23 protein-coding genes are annotated in these 19,614 nt (G+C 68.8%); 16 read left to right on the top strand and 7 right to left on the bottom strand.

Going from position 1 to position 19,614, the window contains the following annotated elements; genetic code table 11:
• Positions 1-122 precede the first annotated feature (122 nt).
• The 9 genes from atpE to RIE08_05685 all read left to right on the top strand — a co-directional run bounded on the left by atpE (position 123) and on the right by RIE08_05685 (position 7,045).
• Positions 123-350 (top strand): ATP synthase F0 subunit C, encoded by a 228-nt coding sequence (gene atpE, locus RIE08_05725; GenBank protein MEQ8717092.1) that lies wholly within the window; start codon positions 123-125, stop codon positions 348-350.
• 43 nt (positions 351-393) lie between these two features.
• Positions 394-969, top strand: coding sequence for a F0F1 ATP synthase subunit B (atpF, locus tag RIE08_05720; protein MEQ8717091.1), 576 nt, complete (start codon positions 394-396; stop codon positions 967-969).
• Between the two features lie 2 nt (positions 970-971).
• Entirely contained in the window at positions 972-1,499 is a 528-nt protein-coding gene (locus RIE08_05715) for a hypothetical protein (GenBank protein ID MEQ8717090.1), read from the top strand.
• Entirely contained in the window at positions 1,496-2,017 is a 522-nt protein-coding gene (gene atpH / locus RIE08_05710) for an ATP synthase F1 subunit delta (GenBank protein MEQ8717089.1), read from the top strand. The genes RIE08_05715 and atpH overlap by 4 nt, the downstream gene beginning before the upstream one ends.
• Before the next feature lie 12 nt (positions 2,018-2,029).
• Positions 2,030-3,664 (top strand): F0F1 ATP synthase subunit alpha, encoded by a 1,635-nt coding sequence (gene atpA / locus RIE08_05705; protein ID MEQ8717088.1) that lies wholly within the window; start codon positions 2,030-2,032, stop codon positions 3,662-3,664.
• Positions 3,664-4,620: a F0F1 ATP synthase subunit gamma gene (locus RIE08_05700; GenBank protein MEQ8717087.1), complete on the top strand. Its 957-nt coding sequence runs from the start codon at positions 3,664-3,666 to the stop codon at positions 4,618-4,620. The genes atpA and RIE08_05700 overlap by 1 nt, the downstream gene beginning before the upstream one ends.
• Positions 4,621-4,657: 37 nt before the next feature.
• Positions 4,658-6,109 carry a F0F1 ATP synthase subunit beta gene (gene atpD, locus RIE08_05695; GenBank protein MEQ8717086.1) on the top strand — a complete coding sequence of 484 codons (1,452 nt, stop codon included), beginning with the start codon at positions 4,658-4,660 and terminating at the stop codon, positions 6,107-6,109.
• A complete protein-coding gene (gene atpC / locus RIE08_05690; GenBank protein MEQ8717085.1) occupies positions 6,109-6,516 on the top strand; it encodes an ATP synthase F1 subunit epsilon in 408 nt (135 codons plus the stop codon). Before atpD ends, atpC begins: the two co-directional genes overlap by 1 nt.
• 67 nt (positions 6,517-6,583) lie before the next feature.
• Positions 6,584-7,045, top strand: a complete 462-nt coding sequence (locus RIE08_05685; protein MEQ8717084.1) for a hypothetical protein — start codon at positions 6,584-6,586, stop codon at positions 7,043-7,045.
• A 6-nt stretch (positions 7,046-7,051) separates the two neighbouring features.
• Here RIE08_05685 and RIE08_05680 read toward each other — a convergent pair whose 3' ends face one another.
• Positions 7,052-7,855, bottom strand: a complete 804-nt coding sequence (locus RIE08_05680; GenBank protein MEQ8717083.1) for a polyphosphate kinase 2 family protein — start codon at positions 7,853-7,855, stop codon at positions 7,052-7,054.
• Positions 7,856-7,897: 42 nt separating this feature from the next.
• On the opposite strand from RIE08_05680, the gene RIE08_05675 reads away from it, so the two are divergent.
• Both RIE08_05675 and RIE08_05670 read left to right on the top strand, forming a co-directional pair.
• Positions 7,898-8,686, top strand: a complete 789-nt coding sequence (locus tag RIE08_05675; GenBank protein MEQ8717082.1) for an SDR family NAD(P)-dependent oxidoreductase — start codon at positions 7,898-7,900, stop codon at positions 8,684-8,686.
• Positions 8,683-10,203: an alpha/beta fold hydrolase gene (locus RIE08_05670; GenBank protein MEQ8717081.1), complete on the top strand. Its 1,521-nt coding sequence runs from the start codon at positions 8,683-8,685 to the stop codon at positions 10,201-10,203. The genes RIE08_05675 and RIE08_05670 overlap by 4 nt, the downstream gene beginning before the upstream one ends.
• An 18-nt stretch (positions 10,204-10,221) precedes the next feature.
• Here RIE08_05670 and glpX read toward each other — a convergent pair whose 3' ends face one another.
• On the bottom strand, positions 10,222-11,214 hold the full coding sequence (glpX, locus tag RIE08_05665; GenBank protein ID MEQ8717080.1) for a class II fructose-bisphosphatase: 993 nt from the start codon (positions 11,212-11,214) through the stop codon (positions 10,222-10,224).
• Between the two features lie 57 nt (positions 11,215-11,271).
• Here glpX and RIE08_05660 point away from each other — a divergent pair, with 57 nt between their 5' ends.
• From RIE08_05660 to RIE08_05650, 3 genes are read left to right on the top strand one after another with little or no spacing between them, the layout of a single operon-like run.
• Positions 11,272-12,072 (top strand): hypothetical protein, encoded by an 801-nt coding sequence (locus RIE08_05660; protein MEQ8717079.1) that lies wholly within the window; start codon positions 11,272-11,274, stop codon positions 12,070-12,072.
• Positions 12,073-12,109: 37 nt separating this feature from the next.
• Positions 12,110-12,835: a hypothetical protein gene (locus RIE08_05655; protein ID MEQ8717078.1), complete on the top strand. Its 726-nt coding sequence runs from the start codon at positions 12,110-12,112 to the stop codon at positions 12,833-12,835.
• Complete coding sequence (locus RIE08_05650) at positions 12,832-13,398, top strand: dienelactone hydrolase (GenBank protein MEQ8717077.1); 567 nt, start codon at positions 12,832-12,834, stop codon at positions 13,396-13,398. The genes RIE08_05655 and RIE08_05650 overlap by 4 nt, the downstream gene beginning before the upstream one ends.
• A gap of 33 nt (positions 13,399-13,431) precedes the next feature.
• On the opposite strand, the gene RIE08_05645 is transcribed toward RIE08_05650, so the two are convergent.
• Positions 13,432-14,970 (bottom strand): MFS transporter, encoded by a 1,539-nt coding sequence (locus RIE08_05645; GenBank protein MEQ8717076.1) that lies wholly within the window; start codon positions 14,968-14,970, stop codon positions 13,432-13,434.
• Positions 14,971-15,050: 80 nt separating this feature from the next.
• On the opposite strand from RIE08_05645, the gene murA reads away from it, so the two are divergent.
• Positions 15,051-16,316: a UDP-N-acetylglucosamine 1-carboxyvinyltransferase gene (gene murA, locus RIE08_05640; protein MEQ8717075.1), complete on the top strand. Its 1,266-nt coding sequence runs from the start codon at positions 15,051-15,053 to the stop codon at positions 16,314-16,316.
• Positions 16,317-16,342: 26 nt separating this feature from the next.
• Here murA and RIE08_05635 read toward each other — a convergent pair whose 3' ends face one another.
• Positions 16,343-16,537 carry a hypothetical protein gene (locus RIE08_05635; GenBank protein MEQ8717074.1) on the bottom strand — a complete coding sequence of 65 codons (195 nt, stop codon included), beginning with the start codon at positions 16,535-16,537 and terminating at the stop codon, positions 16,343-16,345.
• 85 nt (positions 16,538-16,622) lie between these two features.
• Here RIE08_05635 and RIE08_05630 point away from each other — a divergent pair, with 85 nt between their 5' ends.
• Entirely contained in the window at positions 16,623-17,501 is an 879-nt protein-coding gene (locus RIE08_05630; GenBank protein MEQ8717073.1) for a rhomboid family intramembrane serine protease, read from the top strand.
• Between the two features lie 44 nt (positions 17,502-17,545).
• On the opposite strand, the gene RIE08_05625 is transcribed toward RIE08_05630, so the two are convergent.
• From RIE08_05625 to RIE08_05615, 3 genes are all read right to left on the bottom strand, one after another.
• Positions 17,546-17,998, bottom strand: coding sequence for an SRPBCC family protein (locus tag RIE08_05625; protein ID MEQ8717072.1), 453 nt, complete (start codon positions 17,996-17,998; stop codon positions 17,546-17,548).
• Between the two features lie 65 nt (positions 17,999-18,063).
• Positions 18,064-19,221 (bottom strand): RtcB family protein, encoded by a 1,158-nt coding sequence (locus tag RIE08_05620; GenBank protein MEQ8717071.1) that lies wholly within the window; start codon positions 19,219-19,221, stop codon positions 18,064-18,066.
• Between the two features lie 107 nt (positions 19,222-19,328).
• Positions 19,329-19,601, bottom strand: a complete 273-nt coding sequence (locus tag RIE08_05615) for a hypothetical protein (GenBank protein ID MEQ8717070.1) — start codon at positions 19,599-19,601, stop codon at positions 19,329-19,331.
• Positions 19,602-19,614 lie beyond the last annotated feature (13 nt).

Below are 19,614 nucleotides of genomic sequence, written 5' to 3'. Positions count from 1 at the left end.
CAACCAGTCTCCAACGAGAACCAACCAACCCCATTCAGGAGAGAGCAATGAGCTTGCTTGCGACCTACGCAGCCCAGGCCCTGGAACTCGCCCAAGAAGGCGAGGCGGAGTCGTTCAACGACATCGCCCAGGACGTCGAGGCCGCCGGCACCGCCGGTTACGCCTACGGCCTTGCAGCCTTCGGCGCCGCCATCGGCATCGGCTACCTGGTCGGCCAGTCCGTCCAGGCCATGGCCCGCCAGCCCGAGGCATCGGGCCAGCTGCAGACGACGATGTTCCTCGGTATCGCGTTCACCGAGGCGCTCGCCCTCATCGGCTTCGTCGTCTTCATCATGTTGAAGTTCGTCTGAGCGACGGCCCGGAAACCCCCCGAACCACTGACGAGGAGCTGACGTGTCGGCAGAGGAGCTGATCACTCTCGATCTCGATCTCGATCTCGAACTGGCCGTAGAGGCAGGGACCGAGGCCGAGAGCGAGGAGACGGTCAACCCGGTCATCCCGGAGATCCACGAGATCATCTGGCCGGCGATCTTCTTCATCGTCCTGTGGATCCTGATGCGCCATGTCCTGCTGGGTCCGCTGTTGCGGGTCCGCGAGGCACGTGCGGCCAAGCTGGCTGAGGACGCCGATGCGGCCGACACCGCCCGGGCGGAGCTCGTCAGGGTCGAACAGGAGTACCGCGAGGCCCTCGCGAAGGCGCGCCAGAGCGCCGACGAGATGGTCGCCACCGCCCGCGAGGAGGCCGAGGCCTACCGTCGCGAGCAGGTACACGCCGTCGAAGCCGAGATCACACGGCAGCGTCTGGCGCTCGACGAGGAGATCCACTCGGCCCGGGACACGGCGCTGGCATCTCTGCGGCCCCAGGTGACCACCCTGGCCGTCGGTGCGGCCGCCCGGGTCCTCGACAGACCACTGGACGAGGCGACATACGCCGCCATCGTCGAACAGACACTCGCGGACAGGAGCTGAACATGTTGTGGATCCTCGCCGCCGAGGGCCCGAACGGGAAGTTCATTCCCGGCGACGTCAATGAATTCTGGTGGGGCTTCGGTGCCTTCGCCGTGGTGTTCATTCTCGGCGCCTGGAAGCTGGGCCCGGTCATTCGCCGGGCCATGCGCAAGCGCACCGAGACGGTCGCGGAGGAACTCTCCGCGGCCGAAGGGACCCGGCTCGAGGCCGAGGCCGAGGTTTCCGCCCTGCGTGAGCGTCTCGCGTCGGCCGAGGCCGAACGTGAGCGCATTCTCGCCGAGGGCAGGGCCACGGCCGAACGCGTCAAGGCGGACCTGATCGCCGCCGCCGACGCCGAAGTCGCGGACCTGCGGGCCCGCGGAGAGGCTGATCTCGCTGCGGTCGGTGCCCATGCGTCCTCCGACCTGCAGGCCGTGGCGGCCGAGCAGGCCGTGCGCGCGGCCGAGGCGGTCGTGCGTGAGAATCTCGACGACGCCTCACAGCAGGCCCTCGTCGAGCAGTACATCCAGCAGCTGGGAGCCATGCGATGAGCCGCGTCGAGGGGTACGCCGCGGCGATGCTCGCCGTGGCCCGCGCCGAGGGCAATGTCGACGAGGTCGCCGACGAGGTCTTCAGGTTCTCGCGGGCGCTGGCGGGCAGCGACGAGCTGCGCGCCGCCCTCGTGGACCGGGCACTCCCGGCCGAGCGCCGCTCCCAGATCGTCGAGGATCTCCTGCGTAACCGGGCGACGGACACGACCGTGGGGTTGGTGTCGATGGTCGTCGCCGCGGGCCGTGCGGGAGACCTGACCGAGATCGGTCAGTCCCTGGTCGACCTCGCCGCTGCCGAGAAGAGCCGCGAGGTCGCCATCGTGCGTTCAGCCGTCGCCATGAGCGACGATCAGATCTCCCGTCTCGCCGACGCACTGTCGGCATCGACCGGCCGCCAGATCGAGGTGAAGGTCGTCATCGACCCCTCGGTCGTGGGCGGTGTGGTCACAACGATCGGCGACACCGTCATCGACGGTTCGGTCCGGTCCCGTCTGTCCAAGCTGCGCGAAGCCTTCTAGCCGAGGAACCCAATGGCAGAGCTCACCATCAACACCGCCGACATCGCCGCCGCCCTTCAGCGCAATCTCGAAGGGTTCACGCCGAGTGTCGAACAGACCCAGGTCGGCCGCATCCTCGAGGTCGGTGACGGCATCGCCCGCGTCGGCGGCCTCCCCAACGCGGCCGTCAACGAGATGCTCGAGTTCGAGGGCGGGACCATCGGTCTCGCGCTCAACCTCGACGAGGATTCGATCGGCGCCGTCGTTCTCGGCGCCGTCGACGAGATCGAAGAGGGACAGTCGGTGCGTGCCACCGGCGACATCCTCTCGGTTCCCGTCGGCGACGCCCTGCTCGGTCGCGTCGTCAACGCGCTCGGTGAACCGATCGACGGCAAGGGCCCGCTGGGCACCACCGAGACCCGCCGCATGGAGATCCAGGCGCCGGGCATCATCGGCCGCAAGCCCGTGCACGAGCCGATGCAGACCGGCATCAAGTCGATCGACTCGCTCATCCCCGTCGGCCGTGGTCAGCGCGAGCTGATCATCGGCGACCGCAAGACGGGCAAGACGACCATCGCGCTCGACACGATCCTCAACCAGCGCGGTCAGGGCGTGAAGTGCGTCTACGTCGCCATCGGCCAGAAGGCCTCGACGGTGGCCCAGGCCGTGTCGGTGCTCGAGGAGTTCGGGGCCATGGAGTACACGGTCGTGGTCGTCGCCTCGGCGTCGGATCCCGCACCGTTCAAGTACCTCGCCCCCTACGCCGGGTGCGCCATGGGTCAGCACTGGATGGACAACGGCGGTCACGCCCTGGCCATCTACGACGACCTCTCCAAGCAGGCCGAGGCCTACCGGCAGATGGCGCTGCTGCTGCGCCGCCCGCCCGGGCGTGAGGCCTACCCCGGCGACGTCTTCTACCTGCACAGCCGTCTCCTCGAGCGTGCGGCCAAGCTCAGCGACGACCTCGGCGCCGGCTCGTTGACGGCCCTGCCGGTCATCGAGACGAAGGCGGGCGACGTCTCGGCGTACATCCCGACCAACGTGATCTCGATCACCGACGGCCAGATCTACCTCCAGGACGACCTCTTCAAGTCCGGTATCCGTCCCGCTGTGGACGTGGGTATCTCGGTCTCCCGCGTCGGTTCGGCCGCACAGATCAAGGCCATGAAGAAGGCTGTCGGCACGCTCAAGGCGGATCTCCAGCAGTTCCGTGAGCTCGAATCGTTCGCGGCGTTCGGCTCCGAGTTGGACGCCGTGTCCCAGGCCCAGCTGGACCGTGGCTACCGCCTCACCGAACTCCTCAAGCAGGGCATCAACTCCCCGATGCCCGTCGAGGAGCAGGTCGTCTCGTTGTTCGCCGGGACCCGCGGCCATCTCGACGCCATCTCGGTGGCCGACGTCCGCCGGTTCGAGACCGAACTGCTGGACCGGGTGCGGTCGCGTCACAGCGATTTCCTGCGGTCCATCGTCGACACCGGCGAGGTCGACGAGGCCGCGCTGACGGAGATCCTGAAGTCCTTCGAGGAGTCCTTCGAGCCGACGGTGGCCGAGACGGGCGACGAGCCGGAGCCGACCGCCGTCGGTGAGGCCCACGCAGCGGTCGTCGACGCCGACACCACGCTGCCCGAAGAGGACATCTCGCGCGACGACGGCGAGGACGACAGCTAGTGCCCGGTGGCGCCGAACGCACTCTGCGTCGACGGATCTCCTCGGTCCAGTCGACGAAGAAGATCACGCGTGCCATGGAGCTCATCGCGGCCACCCGGGTCGTGAAGGCCCAGCAGCGTGCCAACGAGGCGCGTCCCTACGCCAGGTGGATCACGAAGGTGATCGAGGACCTGGCCGCTGCCGGCGCGGGTGTGGACCATCCGCTGCTGACCACACCCGACGAGATCCGCAAGGTCGCCTACGTCGTCATCAGCTCGGATCGCGGTCTCGCGGGTCCCTACAACAGCTCGGTCATCCGGGCCGCCGAGCGCGAGCTCATGGCCAACCAGAACAAGGGCCGTGACTACTCGCTCGTCCTGATCGGAAAGAAGGCCCAGGACTACTTCCGGTTCCGTAACTACCGGATCGACGCCGAGTACGCGGACATCTCCGACACGCCCCACTACGACGACGCCCGGGAGATCGCCGACACTCTCACGGAGCGGTTCATGGGCGGCGACATCGACCAGGTCATCTTGACCTACATGGAGTTCATCTCCATCGGGTCCCAGAAGGTCGCGGTGCGTCGGTTCCTCCCGCTCGAGTCGATCGAGGTGATCGCGAGTGTCGGCGGCGGCGACGCCGAGGCGACCGCCTCGTTCGAGTTCGAACCCTCGCCCGAGGGCGTGTTGACCTCGCTGCTGCCGCGCTACGTCGAGTCACGGCTGTTCTCGGCCCTGCTCGACGCTGCGGCCTCCGAACACGCCAATCGTCAGCGCGCCATGAAGGCCGCGACGGACAACGCGGAGGAGCTCATCACGAAGCTCCGCCGTGCGCTGAACCGTGCCCGCCAGGATGCCATCACCACCGAGATCATGGAGATCGTCGGCGGCGCCGAGGCTCTGCGGGCCGCCGGCCGTGACCCCGAGGAAATCGGACTCACCGCCGTGACCGAATGGGCCGAGCAGGCCTCGTGACCGACCCCGTTTCGCACTGCCCGAGGAGAACAACCCCGTGAGCGACACCAGCACCCTCAAGGACGGCCGGGTCGTCTCGATCGCCGGACCGGTGATCGACGCCGAGTTCCCGCCCGACGCCATCCCCGAGATCAACACGGCTCTCACCTTCGAGACGCTGATCGACGGCGTCACGACGGTGATCACCGGTGAGGTCGCGCAGCAGATCGGCCACAGCCGGGTGCGCGCGATCGCCATGAAGCCGACCGACGGCCTCCAGCGCGGGGCTCCGGTGAAGAACCTCGGCCACGGCCTGCAGGTCCCCGTGGGCGACGTCACGCTCGGCCACGTGTGGAACGTGCTGGGCGAAAGCCTCGACGTGCCCACCGACACGCTCGACATCGAGACCCGCTGGGACATCCACCGGTCGGCGCCGCTGTTCGAGAACCTCGAGCCGTCCACCAACATGTTCGAGACCGGTATCAAGGTCATCGACCTCCTCACCCCCTACAAGGACGGCGGCAAGATCGGCCTGTTCGGTGGTGCCGGGGTCGGCAAGACCGTTCTCATCCAGGAGATGATCACCCGGGTGGCCACCCAGCACGGTGGTGTGTCGGTGTTCGCCGGTGTGGGTGAGCGCACCCGTGAGGGAACCGACCTCTTCATCGAGATGGCCGAGACCCAGATGGGTGACGGCGGATCGGTTCTCGACAAGGCCGCTCTCGTGTTCGGCCAGATGGACGAGCCGCCGGGTGTGCGTCTGCGTGTCGGTCTCGCCGGCGTGACCATGGCCGAATACTTCCGCGACGTCCAGAACCAGGACGTCCTGTTGTTCATCGACAACATCTTCCGCTTCGTCCAGGCCGGCTCCGAGGTGTCCACCCTGCTGGGCCGCATGCCTTCCGCCGTGGGATACCAGCCCACGCTCGCCGACGAGATGGGCGAACTCCAGGAGCGGATCACCTCGACCCGGGGTAAGTCCATCACGTCGCTGCAGGCCGTGTACGTACCCGCCGATGACTACACCGATCCGGCACCGTTCACCTCGTTCACGCACTTCGACGGCACGACCGAGCTGAGCCGTGACATCGCGGCCCTCGGCATCTACCCGGCGGTGGACCCACTGGCGTCGACCTCGACGATCCTCACGCCCGAGGTCGTCGGCGAGCGTCACTACGACGTCGCCCGACGGGTCCAGGAGATCCTGCAGCGCTACAAGGAACTCCAGGACATCATCGCCATCCTCGGTCTCGACGAGCTCTCCGAGGAGGACAGGGTCACGGTCAGCCGGGCCCGCAAGGTGCAGCGGTTCCTCTCCCAGCCCATGTTCGTCGCCGAGGTGTTCACCGGTCAGACCGGTGTGTTCACCTCCGTCGCCGACACCGTGGACAGCTTCGAGGCGCTCGTTCGTGGCGATCTCGACCACCTGCCCGAGCAGGCGTTCTTCATGGTCGGCGGCGCCGAAGAGGCCGAGCGCAAGGCGGCCGAGATCTCCAAGGGCGCGGCGTAGTGCCTTTCGACGTCCAGCTCGTGTCGCCGGAGCGGCTCGTCTTCTCCGGCGAGGCCGACATGGTGATCGCACGGACCACGAACGGCGACATCGGCTTCCAGCCGGGGCACATCCCGTTCGTGGGTGTGCTCACGCCCGAGCGTCTCAAGATCAACCTGAGTGACGGCACGACCCGTGAGGTCGCCGTGCACTCCGGTTTCGTCGAGGTGTCGGCCGATCACGTGACGGTCCTGTCTGACATCGCCGAGATGGCCGAGGACATCGACGTGGCCCGTGCGCAGGCCGCGCTCGGCCGCGCTGAAGCGGCCCTCGCGTCCGATTCCTCGGATGTCAAGGCGAAAGCGGCCCGGCGTCGGGCGCAGGTACGCATCCAGGTCGCCGAGACCGTTTCGGGTGCCGCGCACTGACCGACACTGGAACCTGGCCGCTGGGTTGCCCTATCGTGCGTCTACACCCTCTCCGATAGGATCCCTGATGAAAAAGCTCACAGCAATGCTGGTCGCGCTTCTCATGGCATTCGGTGCTCTGGCCGTGTCATCGGCGCCCGCAGGCGCGGTTCCGACGTGCGAGACGAGAATCGCGGGCTTCATGACCCTCGACTTCGACGACGGAGCCGACGGAAACGGTACGGGCGTTGCCCTGTGGGACGGGCACTGGATCAGGGTGAACATCGACTCGACCGCCATCACGGTCCCCGGTAACCCGGCAACGCTGTTGCAGCTCTGGTCGTCGCCGTCGTGGGGCAACGACGTCGACATCGTCGAGACGTCCTACCAGACGCCGCTCTTCGGTGGCCTGGTGAGGTTCAACTCCACGGTGACGGTGGAGTTCGGGCTGGCCGGGTCGATGTCGTTCAACGGGATCGCGAGCCAGTCGCTCGGCATGGCCTGGTTCTCGTTCTCGGGGACCCTGTGCCAGGGCATCCAGGACACCTGACTCCACTCACTCGACGACGATTCCGCTGATGTCTGACGGGGGCTCGGGCCATGTCGGCTCGAGCCCCCGTAGCGCCTCCACCAGGATCGTCGAGATCACGAGGTTGCGGAACCACTTGCGGTCCGCCGGAACCACGTACCACGGGGCCCAGGTCGTGGAGGTCTGCCCCAGCATCTCGGCGAAGGCCGCCTGGTAGTCGTCCCAACGCTCGCGTTCGGCGAGGTCCCCCGGATTGAACTTCCAGTTCTTGTGGGGTTGGTCGATGCGGTCCTGGAGGCGTTCGCGTTGTTCGTCCTTGGAGAGGTGCAGGAACACCTTGATGATGGTCGTTCCCTCTTCGACGAGCATCCGCTCGAACTCCCGGATGTGGCGGTAGCGGCGCCGCCACTGCGATTCGGGGACGAGGCCGTGCACGCGCACGACGAGAACGTCCTCGTAGTGCGACCGGTTGAAGATCACGATCTCGCCGTCGCCGGGGACGTGGGGATGGACCCGCCACAGGTAGTCGTGTGCGAGTTCCACCTCGGAGGGCTTCTTGAACGCGGCCACCGACACCCCCGAGGGGTTCACGCCTTCGAACACGTGACCGATCGTCGAGTCCTTGCCGCCGGTGTCGGTGGCCTGCAGGACGACGAGCAGCCGATGGCGGCCCTGCGCCCACAGGATCTCCTGGAGCTCCTCGAGCTCCGAGTTGAGCTCGTCGGCCCGGGCCTTGCCGGCGCCCTTGTCGATGCCGCCGTCGTCGCGGGTGTCCCAGCGTGACAGGTCGACGACGTCGCCCGGGGGTACGTGGTAGTTGGAGATGTCCATACGAAACCTTGGCACGTCTCCGGCACCGCTAGCGTCGTGGCCATGAATACCCGTCCATGGTCCAACGCGCTCGTCACCGGTGCCTCGAGTGGCCTCGGTGACGCGCTCGCCCGGCGGCTCGCAGCCGACGGCGTGGACGTCGTCGCTGTCGCCCGTGACGTCGCACGGCTCGAGCGACTCTCGGGCGAGGCCGGACCGGGTGCCGTCGAGGTGCTGCCGGCCGATCTCACGACCACCGACGGCCGTGCCCTCGTCGCGGCGCGGCTGGCCGCCGACGAGCGTGCAGTGGACCTCGCCATCGCCAATGCAGGCGTGTGGCAGTTCGGTGACCTCGTCGATCAGGATCCGGCCACTCTGAGGTCGATGATCGAGCTCAACGTCGTCGCCGTGGTCGAGCTCACCCATGCCGCCGTCACAGCGATGCGACGCCGCGGTGGGGGAGCAGTCGTGCTGATCTCGTCGATCGCGGGGAACCAGCCGCTGGCCCACGAGGCCGTCTACGGGGCGAGCAAGGCGTTCGTGTCGAGTTTCGGGCAGGCGGTCGCCGAGGAATTGCGGGGCAGCGATGTCTCGTTGACGACGATCATGCCCGGGCTGGTGCGCACGGAACTCCACGAGCGCGTCGGAGGATCCCACCACGTCGCCCTGCTGCCCGACCGGGCGTGGATGGACGCTGACGTCGTGGCCGCTTCGATCATCGAGGCGACAGCCGCTCACAGGGTCGTCCACACGCCGGGGTTCGTGAACCGGGTCGTGTCGTCACTGACGGACATGACACCGCGGGCGATCAGCCGACGGGCGGCGGCGACCGTCAACCGCAAGCGGCGTTGATCGCCCGGACCTTCGTGGCGGTCGTCGTGGCGGCCGCCCTCGCGGTTTCGGCCTGCACCGGCGGCGACGGCACAGCCTCCGGCGGCGACGGCACAGCCTCCCGCGGCGACGGCACAGCCTCCGGCGGCGATGGCACAGCCTCGGACCGGGACTGCCCGCCCGAGGCCGCCGTCCCCGGCGTGAGGTGCCTCACCGTGACGGTCCCGTTGGACCGCGAGAACCCGGGGCAGGGACGGGTGGAGTTGGCGGTGGCGGTGATCGACAACGACGACACCGTCGTGGACTCCCCGGTCGTCTTCCTCAACGGTGGGCCCGGTGGCGGGATCGTCCACCTCGCCGCAGCGTTCAGAGGGTTCCCCTTCGACGTCGTCGCGATCGACCTGCGCGGGTCAGGGATCTCGGAGCCGTCTCTGGACTGCCCGGAGATCGACTCGGCGTTCGCCGAGCTGTTGTCGCTGCCGGCCGGGGGGAGCGAGGACGACGACCGCTACGCGGCTCTCCTCGAAGAGTGTCAGGACCGCCTCGTCGCTGCCGGCGTGGACCTCGACGCCTTCGACACAGCGGCCGCGGCCGCCGATGTCGCCTCCGTCCGCGCTGCACTCGGTTACGACGAATGGAACCTGTGGGGTTCGAGCTACGGGACCTGGGTCGCGCTGGCCGTCCTACGGGACTATCCCACAGGGGTCCGGTCGGTGGTGCTCGACGCCACGCTGCCGCCCGACGTCGACTTCCTGGCAGAACTACCGGTCAATGCCACCCGGGCCTTCACCGAGTTGGCATCGGCCTGTTCGGCCGACAGCGCCTGTGCGGGTCGCTTCGGCGACGTGCGAACGCTCATCCGTGCCGCTGCCGACCGGCTCGCCGCGGACCCGGTGTCGGTGAGCGTCGTGCGACCCGGTACGGGGGAGGGCGTCGACGTGCTCGTCGACGCCGCTGCGTTCTACGGCGTTCTCTTCGACGCGATGTACGACACATCTGCTCTGGGGCGGTTGCCGCTACTGATCGAGCGGGCCGCCGACGGCGACCTCGTCGAGTTGGTGCAGCGCTTCGTCGACGGCCGTGATCCGAACACCCTCGTCTTCTCAGAGGCGCTCTACGAGGCCGTCGTGTGCAGCGACGACGTGCCGTTCGCCGAGCCGCAGACCGTGACAGACGGGCTGGCGGGTCGGGACCCCGGTTTCATCGCGGCGTTCGACACCGGCGACTTCTTCGAGGACTGCGCAGCCTGGCCACTGGATGCCTCCGAGGAGAGCGAGGACCTGCCCGTCGTCAGCGACGTCCCGACCCTTCTGGTGACCGGTCGGTTCGACCCGGTGACGCCTCCGGCCTGGACGCGGCGGGCCGCGGAGACCCTTACCCGGTCCACCGTCGTCGAGATGCCCGCCCGTGGTCACGGACTCGCGGTGAACGACGTGTGCAGCCTGTCGATCATGTTGGCGTTCCTCGACGAGCCGACGGCCATCTTGGATCTCGCCTGCGTCGCAGCCGCGGATGCGGTGCGTTTCGTCACGGACTGAGCCGCTGGGGACGGCGGCTCAGCTGAAGGGGACCGCCGAGTACCGGTCGAGCTTGTCGAGGCGGTGGTGGGCGTTGACGAGGCGCACCGTTCCCGACTTGGATCGCATGACGAGCGACTGGGTCGACGCTCCGCCCGGGAAGTAGTGGACGCCCTTGAGGAGCTCGCCGTCTGTGATCCCGGTGGCGGCGAAGAAGCAGTTGTCGGTATTGACGAGATCGTCGATGCGGAGCACCTGGCCGTAGGTGTAGCCGGCGGAGTCCATCGCCTCGCGCTCGGTCTCGTTGCGGGGCCACAGGCGACCCTGGATGTCGCCGCCCATGCACTTGAGCGCCGCTGCGGCGATGACCCCCTCGGGGGTTCCGCCGATGCCGAAGAGGATGTCGGCGCCCGAGTCGCTCCAGGCGGTCGAGATGGCACCGGCGACGTCGCCGTCGGAGATGAGGCGGATCCGAGCACCGGTGTCGCGCACCTCGGAGATCAACTCGCCGTGACGGTCCCTGTCCAAGATGACCGCGGTGAGGTCGTTGACCTGTTCGCCCTTGGCCTCGGCGACCCGGCGAAGGTTCTCCGCCGGCGACTTCTCGATGTCGATCGCGCCGGCGGCGCTCGGACCCACGGCGATCTTCTCCATGTACACGCACGGCCCCGGGTCGAACATCGAACCGCGGTCCGACACGGCGATCACGGCCAGCGCATTGGACCGGCCGAGCGAGGTCAGCGTCGTGCCGTCGATCGGGTCCACGGCGATGTCGCACATCGGTGGTGACCCGTCGCCGATCGACTCGCCGTTGTACAGCATGGGAGCGTCGTCCTTCTCGCCCTCACCGATGACGACGATGCCGTCCATCGGGACGCTGTCGAGCACGATGCGCATGGCGTCGACGGCGGCACCGTCGGCGCCTTCCTTGTCGCCCCGACCCATCCAGCGGGAAGCAGCGAGGGCCGCCGCCTCGGTGACCCGCACCAGCTCCATCGCGAGGTTCCGGTCGGGCGATTCTTTTTCGCTCATGTGACTGACAGTACGCCCTTGGACGGTCCGTCCGAAATCCATGCGAGGATGGACGTCGTGACAACCGGAGCGTGGTGTTTCCAGTGCGGTGCGGAATACAACGAGGACGTCCTCGTATGTGTCGAGTGCGCCGTGCCGACGGTGGACCATCCCCCCACGGACGTGACCACGGTCGGTACCGAGGACGAGGAGCAACTGGCCTACGACCTGCACGAGTGGGCGGCGGAGTCACGGGTCATGCTCGAGAGCCTTCTCACCGGCGCCGACGTGATGCACGCCTGGCAGGGTGCGTCGCTGATCGTCCGCGAGGCCGATGAGGATGCTGTCGACGAACTCGTGGACCAGGTGGAGGAGGCGGCTGCGCCGACGCTCGACCCCGACGCGGAGAAGACCGTCTACGAACTCGAGGAGTACGACGACGAGCAGCTGACGAGACTCACCCACGCGCTGGGCGCCGCGGGGATCGCCCACGACTTCACCGCGGACGGGGAGCTCGTCGTCCTCTCGAGCGACGAGGAGGGTGCCGAGGCGGTGTTCGACCGCCTCGACGAGACGGCCGACCAGTTCGGTCCGGGCGTGGACGGTGTGGACGCGCACACCGTCATCACCGAGATGTTCCTGATCGTCGACAAGTTGCGCCGCGGCGCAGGAGACGCCCGGGTCGTGCGTTCCTTCCTCGACCATGTCGAGTTGGCCGAGCAACTACGCCTCCCGTTCGGGTTCGAGACGGCCGACTGGCGCGGGCTGCTCGCCATGTGCGGCGAGCTGCGTGATCTGCTCGCGGACCGTGAGGGTGACGACGACGAACTCCTCGAGAAGGCCGCCGCTCTGCGCGACCGCCTCCACGTTCTCGTCTGACTTATCTTCGGTGAGTCGGCGCCGGTAGATTCTCTTCGTGGTGCTCGCTGAACTGGAAGTCCGGCACTCGCGCCCGGTCGCCCCGACGCGCCGGGTCGCGCTCGGTGAGCGTCACCTTCCCGTCGACGATCCTCCCGGCTCCGGTGGGATCCTCCTCGCCGCCATCGTGGGTCGCTATTCCGCGTGGATGGACGACGAGGAGCGCGAGGACCTCCGTGAACTCCTCGTCGAGGTCGAGCGGGGCTTCCGGATCACCCAGCCCCGTCTGCGTCACCGGTTCCAGGCCGACATCGTCGGCCTCGGCCGGACCCGGCACCGACTCGTCCGCCTCGAAGGCGACCGTCTCCGCCTACGCACCGAAGGCGAGGACGCACGTCCCGCTCAGCACGTGCTGGCGGCCGTGTACGCCGCGGCCGAGATGCCCCGTGGCCCCCGCAAGGTCGTCATCGAGACCATGCGGCGAGCCATGCGGTGGGGAGGTGTCGGGAGCGATGTCGAACTGCTGGAGTTCATCGTGGCGAGCCGTGGGATGTCGGGTGCGACCCTGGCGGCCATCGGGGATCCCCGGACCTGGGCGATGACGGTGCTCGGGTTCGACGACCTGCCTGTCGCCGAGCAGAAGGGCCCGGTGGACCGCGAGAGCGTGCAGGCGCAGTTCCGGCGGCTGTTGCGTGACGCCCATCCGGACCAGGGCGGCACCTCCGAAGGGGCGGCGGAGCGCATCGCCGAGCTATCCGAGGCCCGCCGGATCCTGCTCGCGTGACCCGCTCGGCCGCGGGTCTGCTCCTGACCCACGGGGCCGGTGGCGATCGCACCCATCACGGACTCGTCGCTGTGGACGAGGCGCTCGGGATACCCGTCGAGCGGGTCGACTTCCCCTACAGGCGCGAGGGTCGACGTGCTCCGGACCGCGCCCCGAAGATCCTGCCGTTCATCGACGCCGAGGCGCACGCCCTCGCGGATCGACTCGGTGTCGACGCCGGGGCCATCCTCCTGGGTGGACGCTCCTTCGGGGGTCGGATGTGTTCGATGGCGGTGGCCGAGGGTCTGCCGGCCGCGGGACTGGTGCTGTTGAGCTATCCGCTGCATCCGCCCGGCAAGCCCGAGAAGCTGCGGGTGGGTCACTTCGGAGCGCTCGAGGTGCCGTGCCTGTTCATCTCAGGGGAGCGGGACCCCTTCGGCACCCCCGACGAGTTCGCCCACCACGTGGCGGCCATTCCGGGTGAGGTGACGTTGAGTTTCGTCGCAGGCAACCACGACCCGAAACCGTCGGTCGACGCCGAGATCGCGACGATCGTCGCGGAGTGGGTCGACACCACCTTCTGAGCGGCGGAGCCCTGCGCTGCGGCGTGGATCAGCTCACGATGGCGTGGGGTCCGCGGTGGGTCCGGCGGCATCACCGGGGTTGAGGTCCTCGAGTTCACGACGAGCCGTCTCGGGGAAGGCGACGATGACGAGCACCGCCACGATGAGCGGGCCGATCGCCATGATCGCGAAGGTCGGGCCGAAGCCGCCGAGCTCGTCGGAGAGGAAGCCGACGATCAGTAACCCGAGGCTGGAGCCGACGACGCCGATCGCGCCGAGCATCCCGTTCGCCCCGCCCCGGTTGGCGGTGCCGAACAGTTCCGGTCCGTAGACCCCGAGAGCGGGGATGGTCGCGGATCCGATGATCGTCGCGAGCGTTCCCCACATCCACATCGGCCATCCGCTGTCGCCGTAGCGGCCGATCGTGAACGCGGCGCCGCCGATGAGGCCGATGGTTGCCACGACCTTGCGGCCGCGGGTGTCGGCGAACCGGCCGGCGACGAACACGCCGATCCCGGCGGGTGTGTTCGTGATGAGTTGGAACGCACTGATTCGTGCCCCGGAGAAGCCGCGCTCGTCCTTGAGGAAGTCGTTCTGGAACTGTGATGCGGGGGCGGCGAACGCCGCGATGAGGAAGGCGCTGACCGCGAGCAGGATGAATCGGCCCCGGTCGACGCCTTCGGTGAACCGCCGTTTGGCACGGACCGCGGTGGCCTGTATCTCGAATCGTCGGGTCTCGGGGAGCCACCGTGCCCATGCCCAGGCGAACGGCATGATCGCCAGCGGCAGCAGGTACAGCAGTCGCCACGCCCGCACCCCCAGGTCGGTGAGGGGGAGGAACCACACCACCATGCCCGACCCCAGCGCGGCGGACAGCGTGAGGACCGAGGCGGCGTAGGCCCGTGAGCCCGCCGGGGTCTCCTCGGCGGCGATGACCCCGATCAGCAGGGCCATGGCGGTGGACAGGCCACGGGCGACGGCCTGGCTCGTCCCGTAGCTCCAGAGGTCCACGCTGAGAGCGGCGGTGGACGAGACGACGCACGCCGCCACGGTCGTGGCGACGAGGATCTTGCGGCGGCCCCGCCGGTCCGCCAATGCGACGAGCACGACCGAGATGACGATCCCGATCCGCACCGCGGCGAGCGTCGCCCCCTGGGCGCTGTCGCTCGCCTCGAACTCGTCGACGGCGAACGCGATGGTCTGGCTCAGCAGGGTCCCGAGGTAGCCGGTGACGAGCGAGAGCAGGCAGAGCACGCCGAGGCCGTGGGCGGCGCGGGTGTCGAGGTGGTCGGGAGGCGCCCACCAGGGCATGGCGTCGTGGCGGTGACGCAGACGGCGTTTCACGAGGGGCGTGAGCGCGACGCGCCACACCGGCACCGCGAGGCGGAACTCGGTCGTCTCGGTCACCGTGTGGCTGCCGTCGGGGCCGTCGGCCACGTCCAGGTGGCGCTCGTAGCTGGTGAAGGGTCCCACGGCGGCCGTGAAGGCCCTGCCCTGCGCGTCGGCGGCCTCGATGAGCAGGTCGCTGCGGGGCTCGGCCAGACGGGCGAGGCCCCCGTCGTCGACGACGTGGACGGCGGTCAGGCGGGCCACGACGCCCGGGGTGCTCTGCGCGTCGGGGTGGCCGGGTCCATACTTGGATGCCCTGCATTCGCCGGCGAGGGGAGGTGGCCGTGACCGAGAGCGAGAGTCGGATCCTCGTGAGGGGTTCGGGACCACTGTCGGGTTCGGTGCGGGTCGCCGGCGCGAAGAACAGCGTGCTCAAGTTGATGGCCGCCACGACCCTCGCCTCGGGCCGCTTCACGCTTCGCAACGTGCCGGCCATCTCCGACGTCGGCTGGATGTGTGATCTCCTCACGGCGATGGGCGCGCGCTGCGAACGACCGGCCCCCCACGAGGTCGCGGTGATCAGCCCCGACGCCCACGACCCGGTTGCGCCCTACGAGCTGGTCGAGCGGATGCGGGCCTCGATCGTCGTCCTCGGACCGCTCGTGGCCCGGTTCGGTGAGGCGCGTGTCGCGCTGCCGGGCGGGGACGACTTCGGTCCGCGTCCGGTGGACATGCACCTGCGGGGACTCGAGGCGCTCGGGGCTGACATCGAGATCCGTCACGGCGAGATCATCGCCCGTGCCGACGGTCTCGTCGGCGCCGAGGTCGTGTTCGACTTTCCGTCCGTGACCGCCACCGAGAACGTGATGATGGCCGCCGTTCTCGCGAAGGGGACCACGACCATCGAGAACGCCGCCCGGGAACCCGAGATAGCGGACCTGGCCGCGTTCTGTAACCGGATGGGCGCGCAGATCCTCGGCGCGGGCACCTCGACGATCACGGTCGAGGGCGTGGACGAACTCCGGGCAGTGGACCACACGGTCATCCCGGACCGGATCGAGGCGGCGACGTACCTGGCGGCGGTGGCGGTCGCAGGCGGCGAGATCACCATCGACGACGCCCGGCCCGACCACATGCACATGTTCTGTCAGAAACTCGGGGAGATGGGCGTGCGTACGTCGCCCGCGCCGGGTGGTATCTGGGCGATGCGCGGCCCGGACCGGCTCCGCTCGATCGACGTCTCCACCCTGCCGTACCCCGGGGTGGCCACCGACACGAAGCCGCTGTTCGTGGCGATGCTGTCGGTTGCCGACGGGGTGGGCATCGTCACCGAGAACCTCTTCGCCGGGCGGTTCCGCTACATCGACGAGCTCGTCCGCATGGGTGCCGACATCCGCACGGACTCCCAGCATGCGGTCGTGCGGGGCCGGCCGAGCCTCTCCGGCGCCCCGGTGCGGGCGCCTGACATCCGGGCGGGCGCGGCGCTCGTCGTGGCCGGCCTGGCCGCGGAGGGGGAGACGGTCCTGTCCGGGGTCGACCACATCGACCGTGGATACGAGGACCTGGTCGGCAAACTCGCCGGTCTCGGCTGCGACATCGAACGCCGCTGACGCAGGCGCGCCACGGCGTCGCAGGTTCACGACGTCGACGAGGAGTCCCCGGCGCGGGGTCCGCCGTCACGGTCGGCCGACCGACGCTTCGCCCGTGAATTGGCCACTGCGAGCACCACTGCGAACACGGCGAGGGGTACGGCGACGAAGAGGATCTCGTCCCAGCCGCCCTGGTGGGCGAGAACGACCGTCGCTGCGACATCGGATGCGGTGGCCGGCACGCCTGGAGTATCGCAGCCCGCCGGCCCCGCGACGACTCGCGGCCCGGTTCCGACAGGCGTGGCCGGCCCGGTACCGTGAGCACCCGTGACCGGACAGATCGACGGTACCGACGAGACCGTCTGCTATCGCCACCCGGGCCGCCCGGCCGGCGTGCGCTGCCAACGTTGTGGGCGGACCATCTGCCCGGACTGCATGCGCACCGCGTCGGTGGGGTTCCACTGCCCCGACTGCACCCGCACGCACAGTCAGACCTCGCTGAAGGGTCGGGAGATCTTCGCTCTCGCCCGCAACCGGGCAGTGGTCACCGAGGCGATAATCGCGATAAACGTGATCGTCTTCGTCATCGACGTGGCGACGGGGGCCGGCTTGTTCGGCGGCGGCGGCGTGGGCGATCTGACGTTCGACGGCGGTCTCAGTGGGTTCTTCGTCGATCAGGACGGCGAGTGGTACCGGATCTTCACCAGCGCGTTCCTGCACCGGGGCCTCGTCCACATCGGCTTCAACATGTTCCTGCTGTGGCAACTGGGCCGTTCGCTCGAGCAGGGGCTCGGTCGTCTGCGCTTCCTCGGCCTCTACGGCGCCGCCCTGACCGCCGGTGCCTTCGGTGCGCTGATCGACGAGCCCTTCGGTCTGACCGTGGGGGCGTCGGGGGCGGTGTTCGGGCTCATGGGCGCCGTGCTCGCCGCGCAGCGCAGCAACGGGATGAACGTCTGGCAGTCGGGGATCGGCGCGCTGATCCTCGTGAACGTGATCATCTCCATCGGCGTACGCTCGATCTCGCTCGGCGGGCACCTCGGCGGTCTCGTCGGCGGCTTCATCATCGGCGTGGCGATCTTCGGGTGGCCCGGGAAGGTGCGGCCTGGTTCGAAGGGGGTCGGGTGGGCGGCGATCGGGTGCGTGGCCGCCATCGGGATCATCGGCAGCCTGTGGGCCTCGACGCGCTGGATGGACCCGCTCTTCTAGCCCTGCGTCTCCAACCGTGCGGCCGTCCGCTGCTGGTCCGGGCTTCAGGCGCGGGGGAAGCGCTCTTCGACGATGCCGGCGAGGCGGGTCAGGTTCCGGCGCCACACCCACTCCAGGACGGGCTTGGCGGCGAACTCGCCGAGCGGACCGCCGAAGTACCAGGGGAACGACAGGTCCTCTGACCACCGGAAGATCGTGTGGTCGGGTTCGACGGCTTCGAGCTCGAAGCGTCCTTCGCCGGTCACCGCGCCGGAGTGGCGCACGCCCATGGACTGTTCGGGCTCCCACTCGGTGATCTCCATGACGTCGGTCGTGGTGAGCGGGCCGACCTTCGTGTCGCACTCGAAGCGCACGCCCACGCCGGAGCGTTCGTCGGTGAGGAACCTGATCTCGGTGGCGTCGGCCATCCACTCGACGTGGCCGGCGACGTCTTCGACGACGGACCAGACTTCGGTCGGTGTGGCGCCGATGGTGACGGAGATGTCGATTCCGGGCATGGCCTGATCGTACGGTGCGCGGTCCGTCGGCGTGAGGCCGGGGCGGGTGGCCCGCCCCGGCGCCGTCAGGTGCCCTTGTAGTTGAGGATCTGGCGCAGCGTGTGGACGGGACGCGTCAGGTCGCTCTGGTCGGCCATCACCCTGTCGATGTCCTTGTAGGCGCCGGGGATCTCGTCGACGAGGGACTGGGCCTTGTCGGCGTTCCAGACCCGCCCCTCCATCGCCGCGGTCAGGTCCTCGACCGAGAAGGTCCTCTTCGCCTGGCCGCGCGACATGGTCCGACCGGCCCCGTGCGACGACGACTGGAAGCTGTCGGGCGAGCCGAGACCCTCGACGATGTAGGACCGGGTGCCCATCGAGCCGGGCACGACACCCAATTCGCCGGCGCGCGCCGAGATCGCACCCTTGCGGGTGATCCAGACCTCGCCGTGGCCGTGGTCCTCGCGCTGGGTGAAGTTGTGGTGGCAGTTGACGGTGCGCCCACCCTCGTAGGGATGGACGTCACGCCACGCGCGCACGACCGAATCCATCATCTTGATGCGGTTGGCCATTGCGTAGTCCTGGCAGGCCGTCATGTCGGCCACGTACGCGACGAAGGCGTCGTCGTTCTCCTCGAGGTAGGCGAGATCCGCGTCCTCGAGGTGGATGTGACGGTCTTTCATCGCCTGCTTCGCCGAGCGGATGTGACCCATCGCCAACATGTTGCCGATGCCCCGCGAGCCCGAGTGCAGGACGAACCAGACGCGGTCGTTCTCGTCGAGGCAGATCTCGAAGAAATGGTTCCCGGAGCCGAGCGAGCCGTACTGGCCGAGCAGCTTGCGGCACATCTTGTCGTTCAGTTCGGTGGCGAAGCGGTCCCGGTTGGCGCCGAACCAGTCCTCGGCGTCGCGGTGGACGCGACGGTGACCGCGCCCGACGCCGGCGGGGATGGAGCGTGAGACGGCGGGCATGAAGCCGTCCAGGTCGTCGGGGAGCTGGTCGGCGCCGATGGCGAGCTCGTGGGCGATCATCCCGCAGCCGATGTCGACGCCGACCGCCGCGGGCATGATCGCCCCGCGGGTGGCGATCACCGAGCCGACGGTGGCTCCCATGCCCCAGTGGGCGTCGGGCATGACGGCGACGTGGTCGACGAAGGGCATGCGTGACGAGCGCAGCGCCTGCTGCATGGCCTTCTCGTCGATCTCGCTCGCCCAGTTGGTGAGCTTGTCGGTGACCCGTTCCATCGGGGGGTGTCTCCTCGTGCGTGGAGGCTCCAGTCAAGGCCCTCCCCGCCGGTCCGGCCAGCGGGTTTCGCGACTGGTCGCGCCCGATCGCTGCCGGGTGAGCGATGTCAGCCTGCGTCGACGACAGCCTCGTATCGCTGTTGGGCGGCCTGGGCAGATGTGCCGAGGAGTTCACCGATTCGCTGCCACGGGACGCCCTTGGCGCGGGCGGCGGTGACTGCGTCGACGATCTGACGCTCGCCCCGGGCGCGGGCCAGGGCGGCCCGTTCGAGGAGGTACTCCTCCACCGGCCGCTCGTCGTCGGAGGTGGGCTCGTAGTCCTCGAATCGCTGCGCGAGTTCATCGGCGTGGTCGAGGATCTCTTGGATCGACTTGGGCATCTCAGGCCTCCAG

The sequence above is a fragment of the Acidimicrobiales bacterium genome (assembly GCA_040219085.1).
GTDB lineage: Bacteria > Actinomycetota > Acidimicrobiia > Acidimicrobiales > JAVJTC01 > JAVJTC01.
The sequence above is the reverse complement of the archived record's forward strand: the minus strand, read 5'-3'. Positions and strand labels throughout refer to the sequence as shown.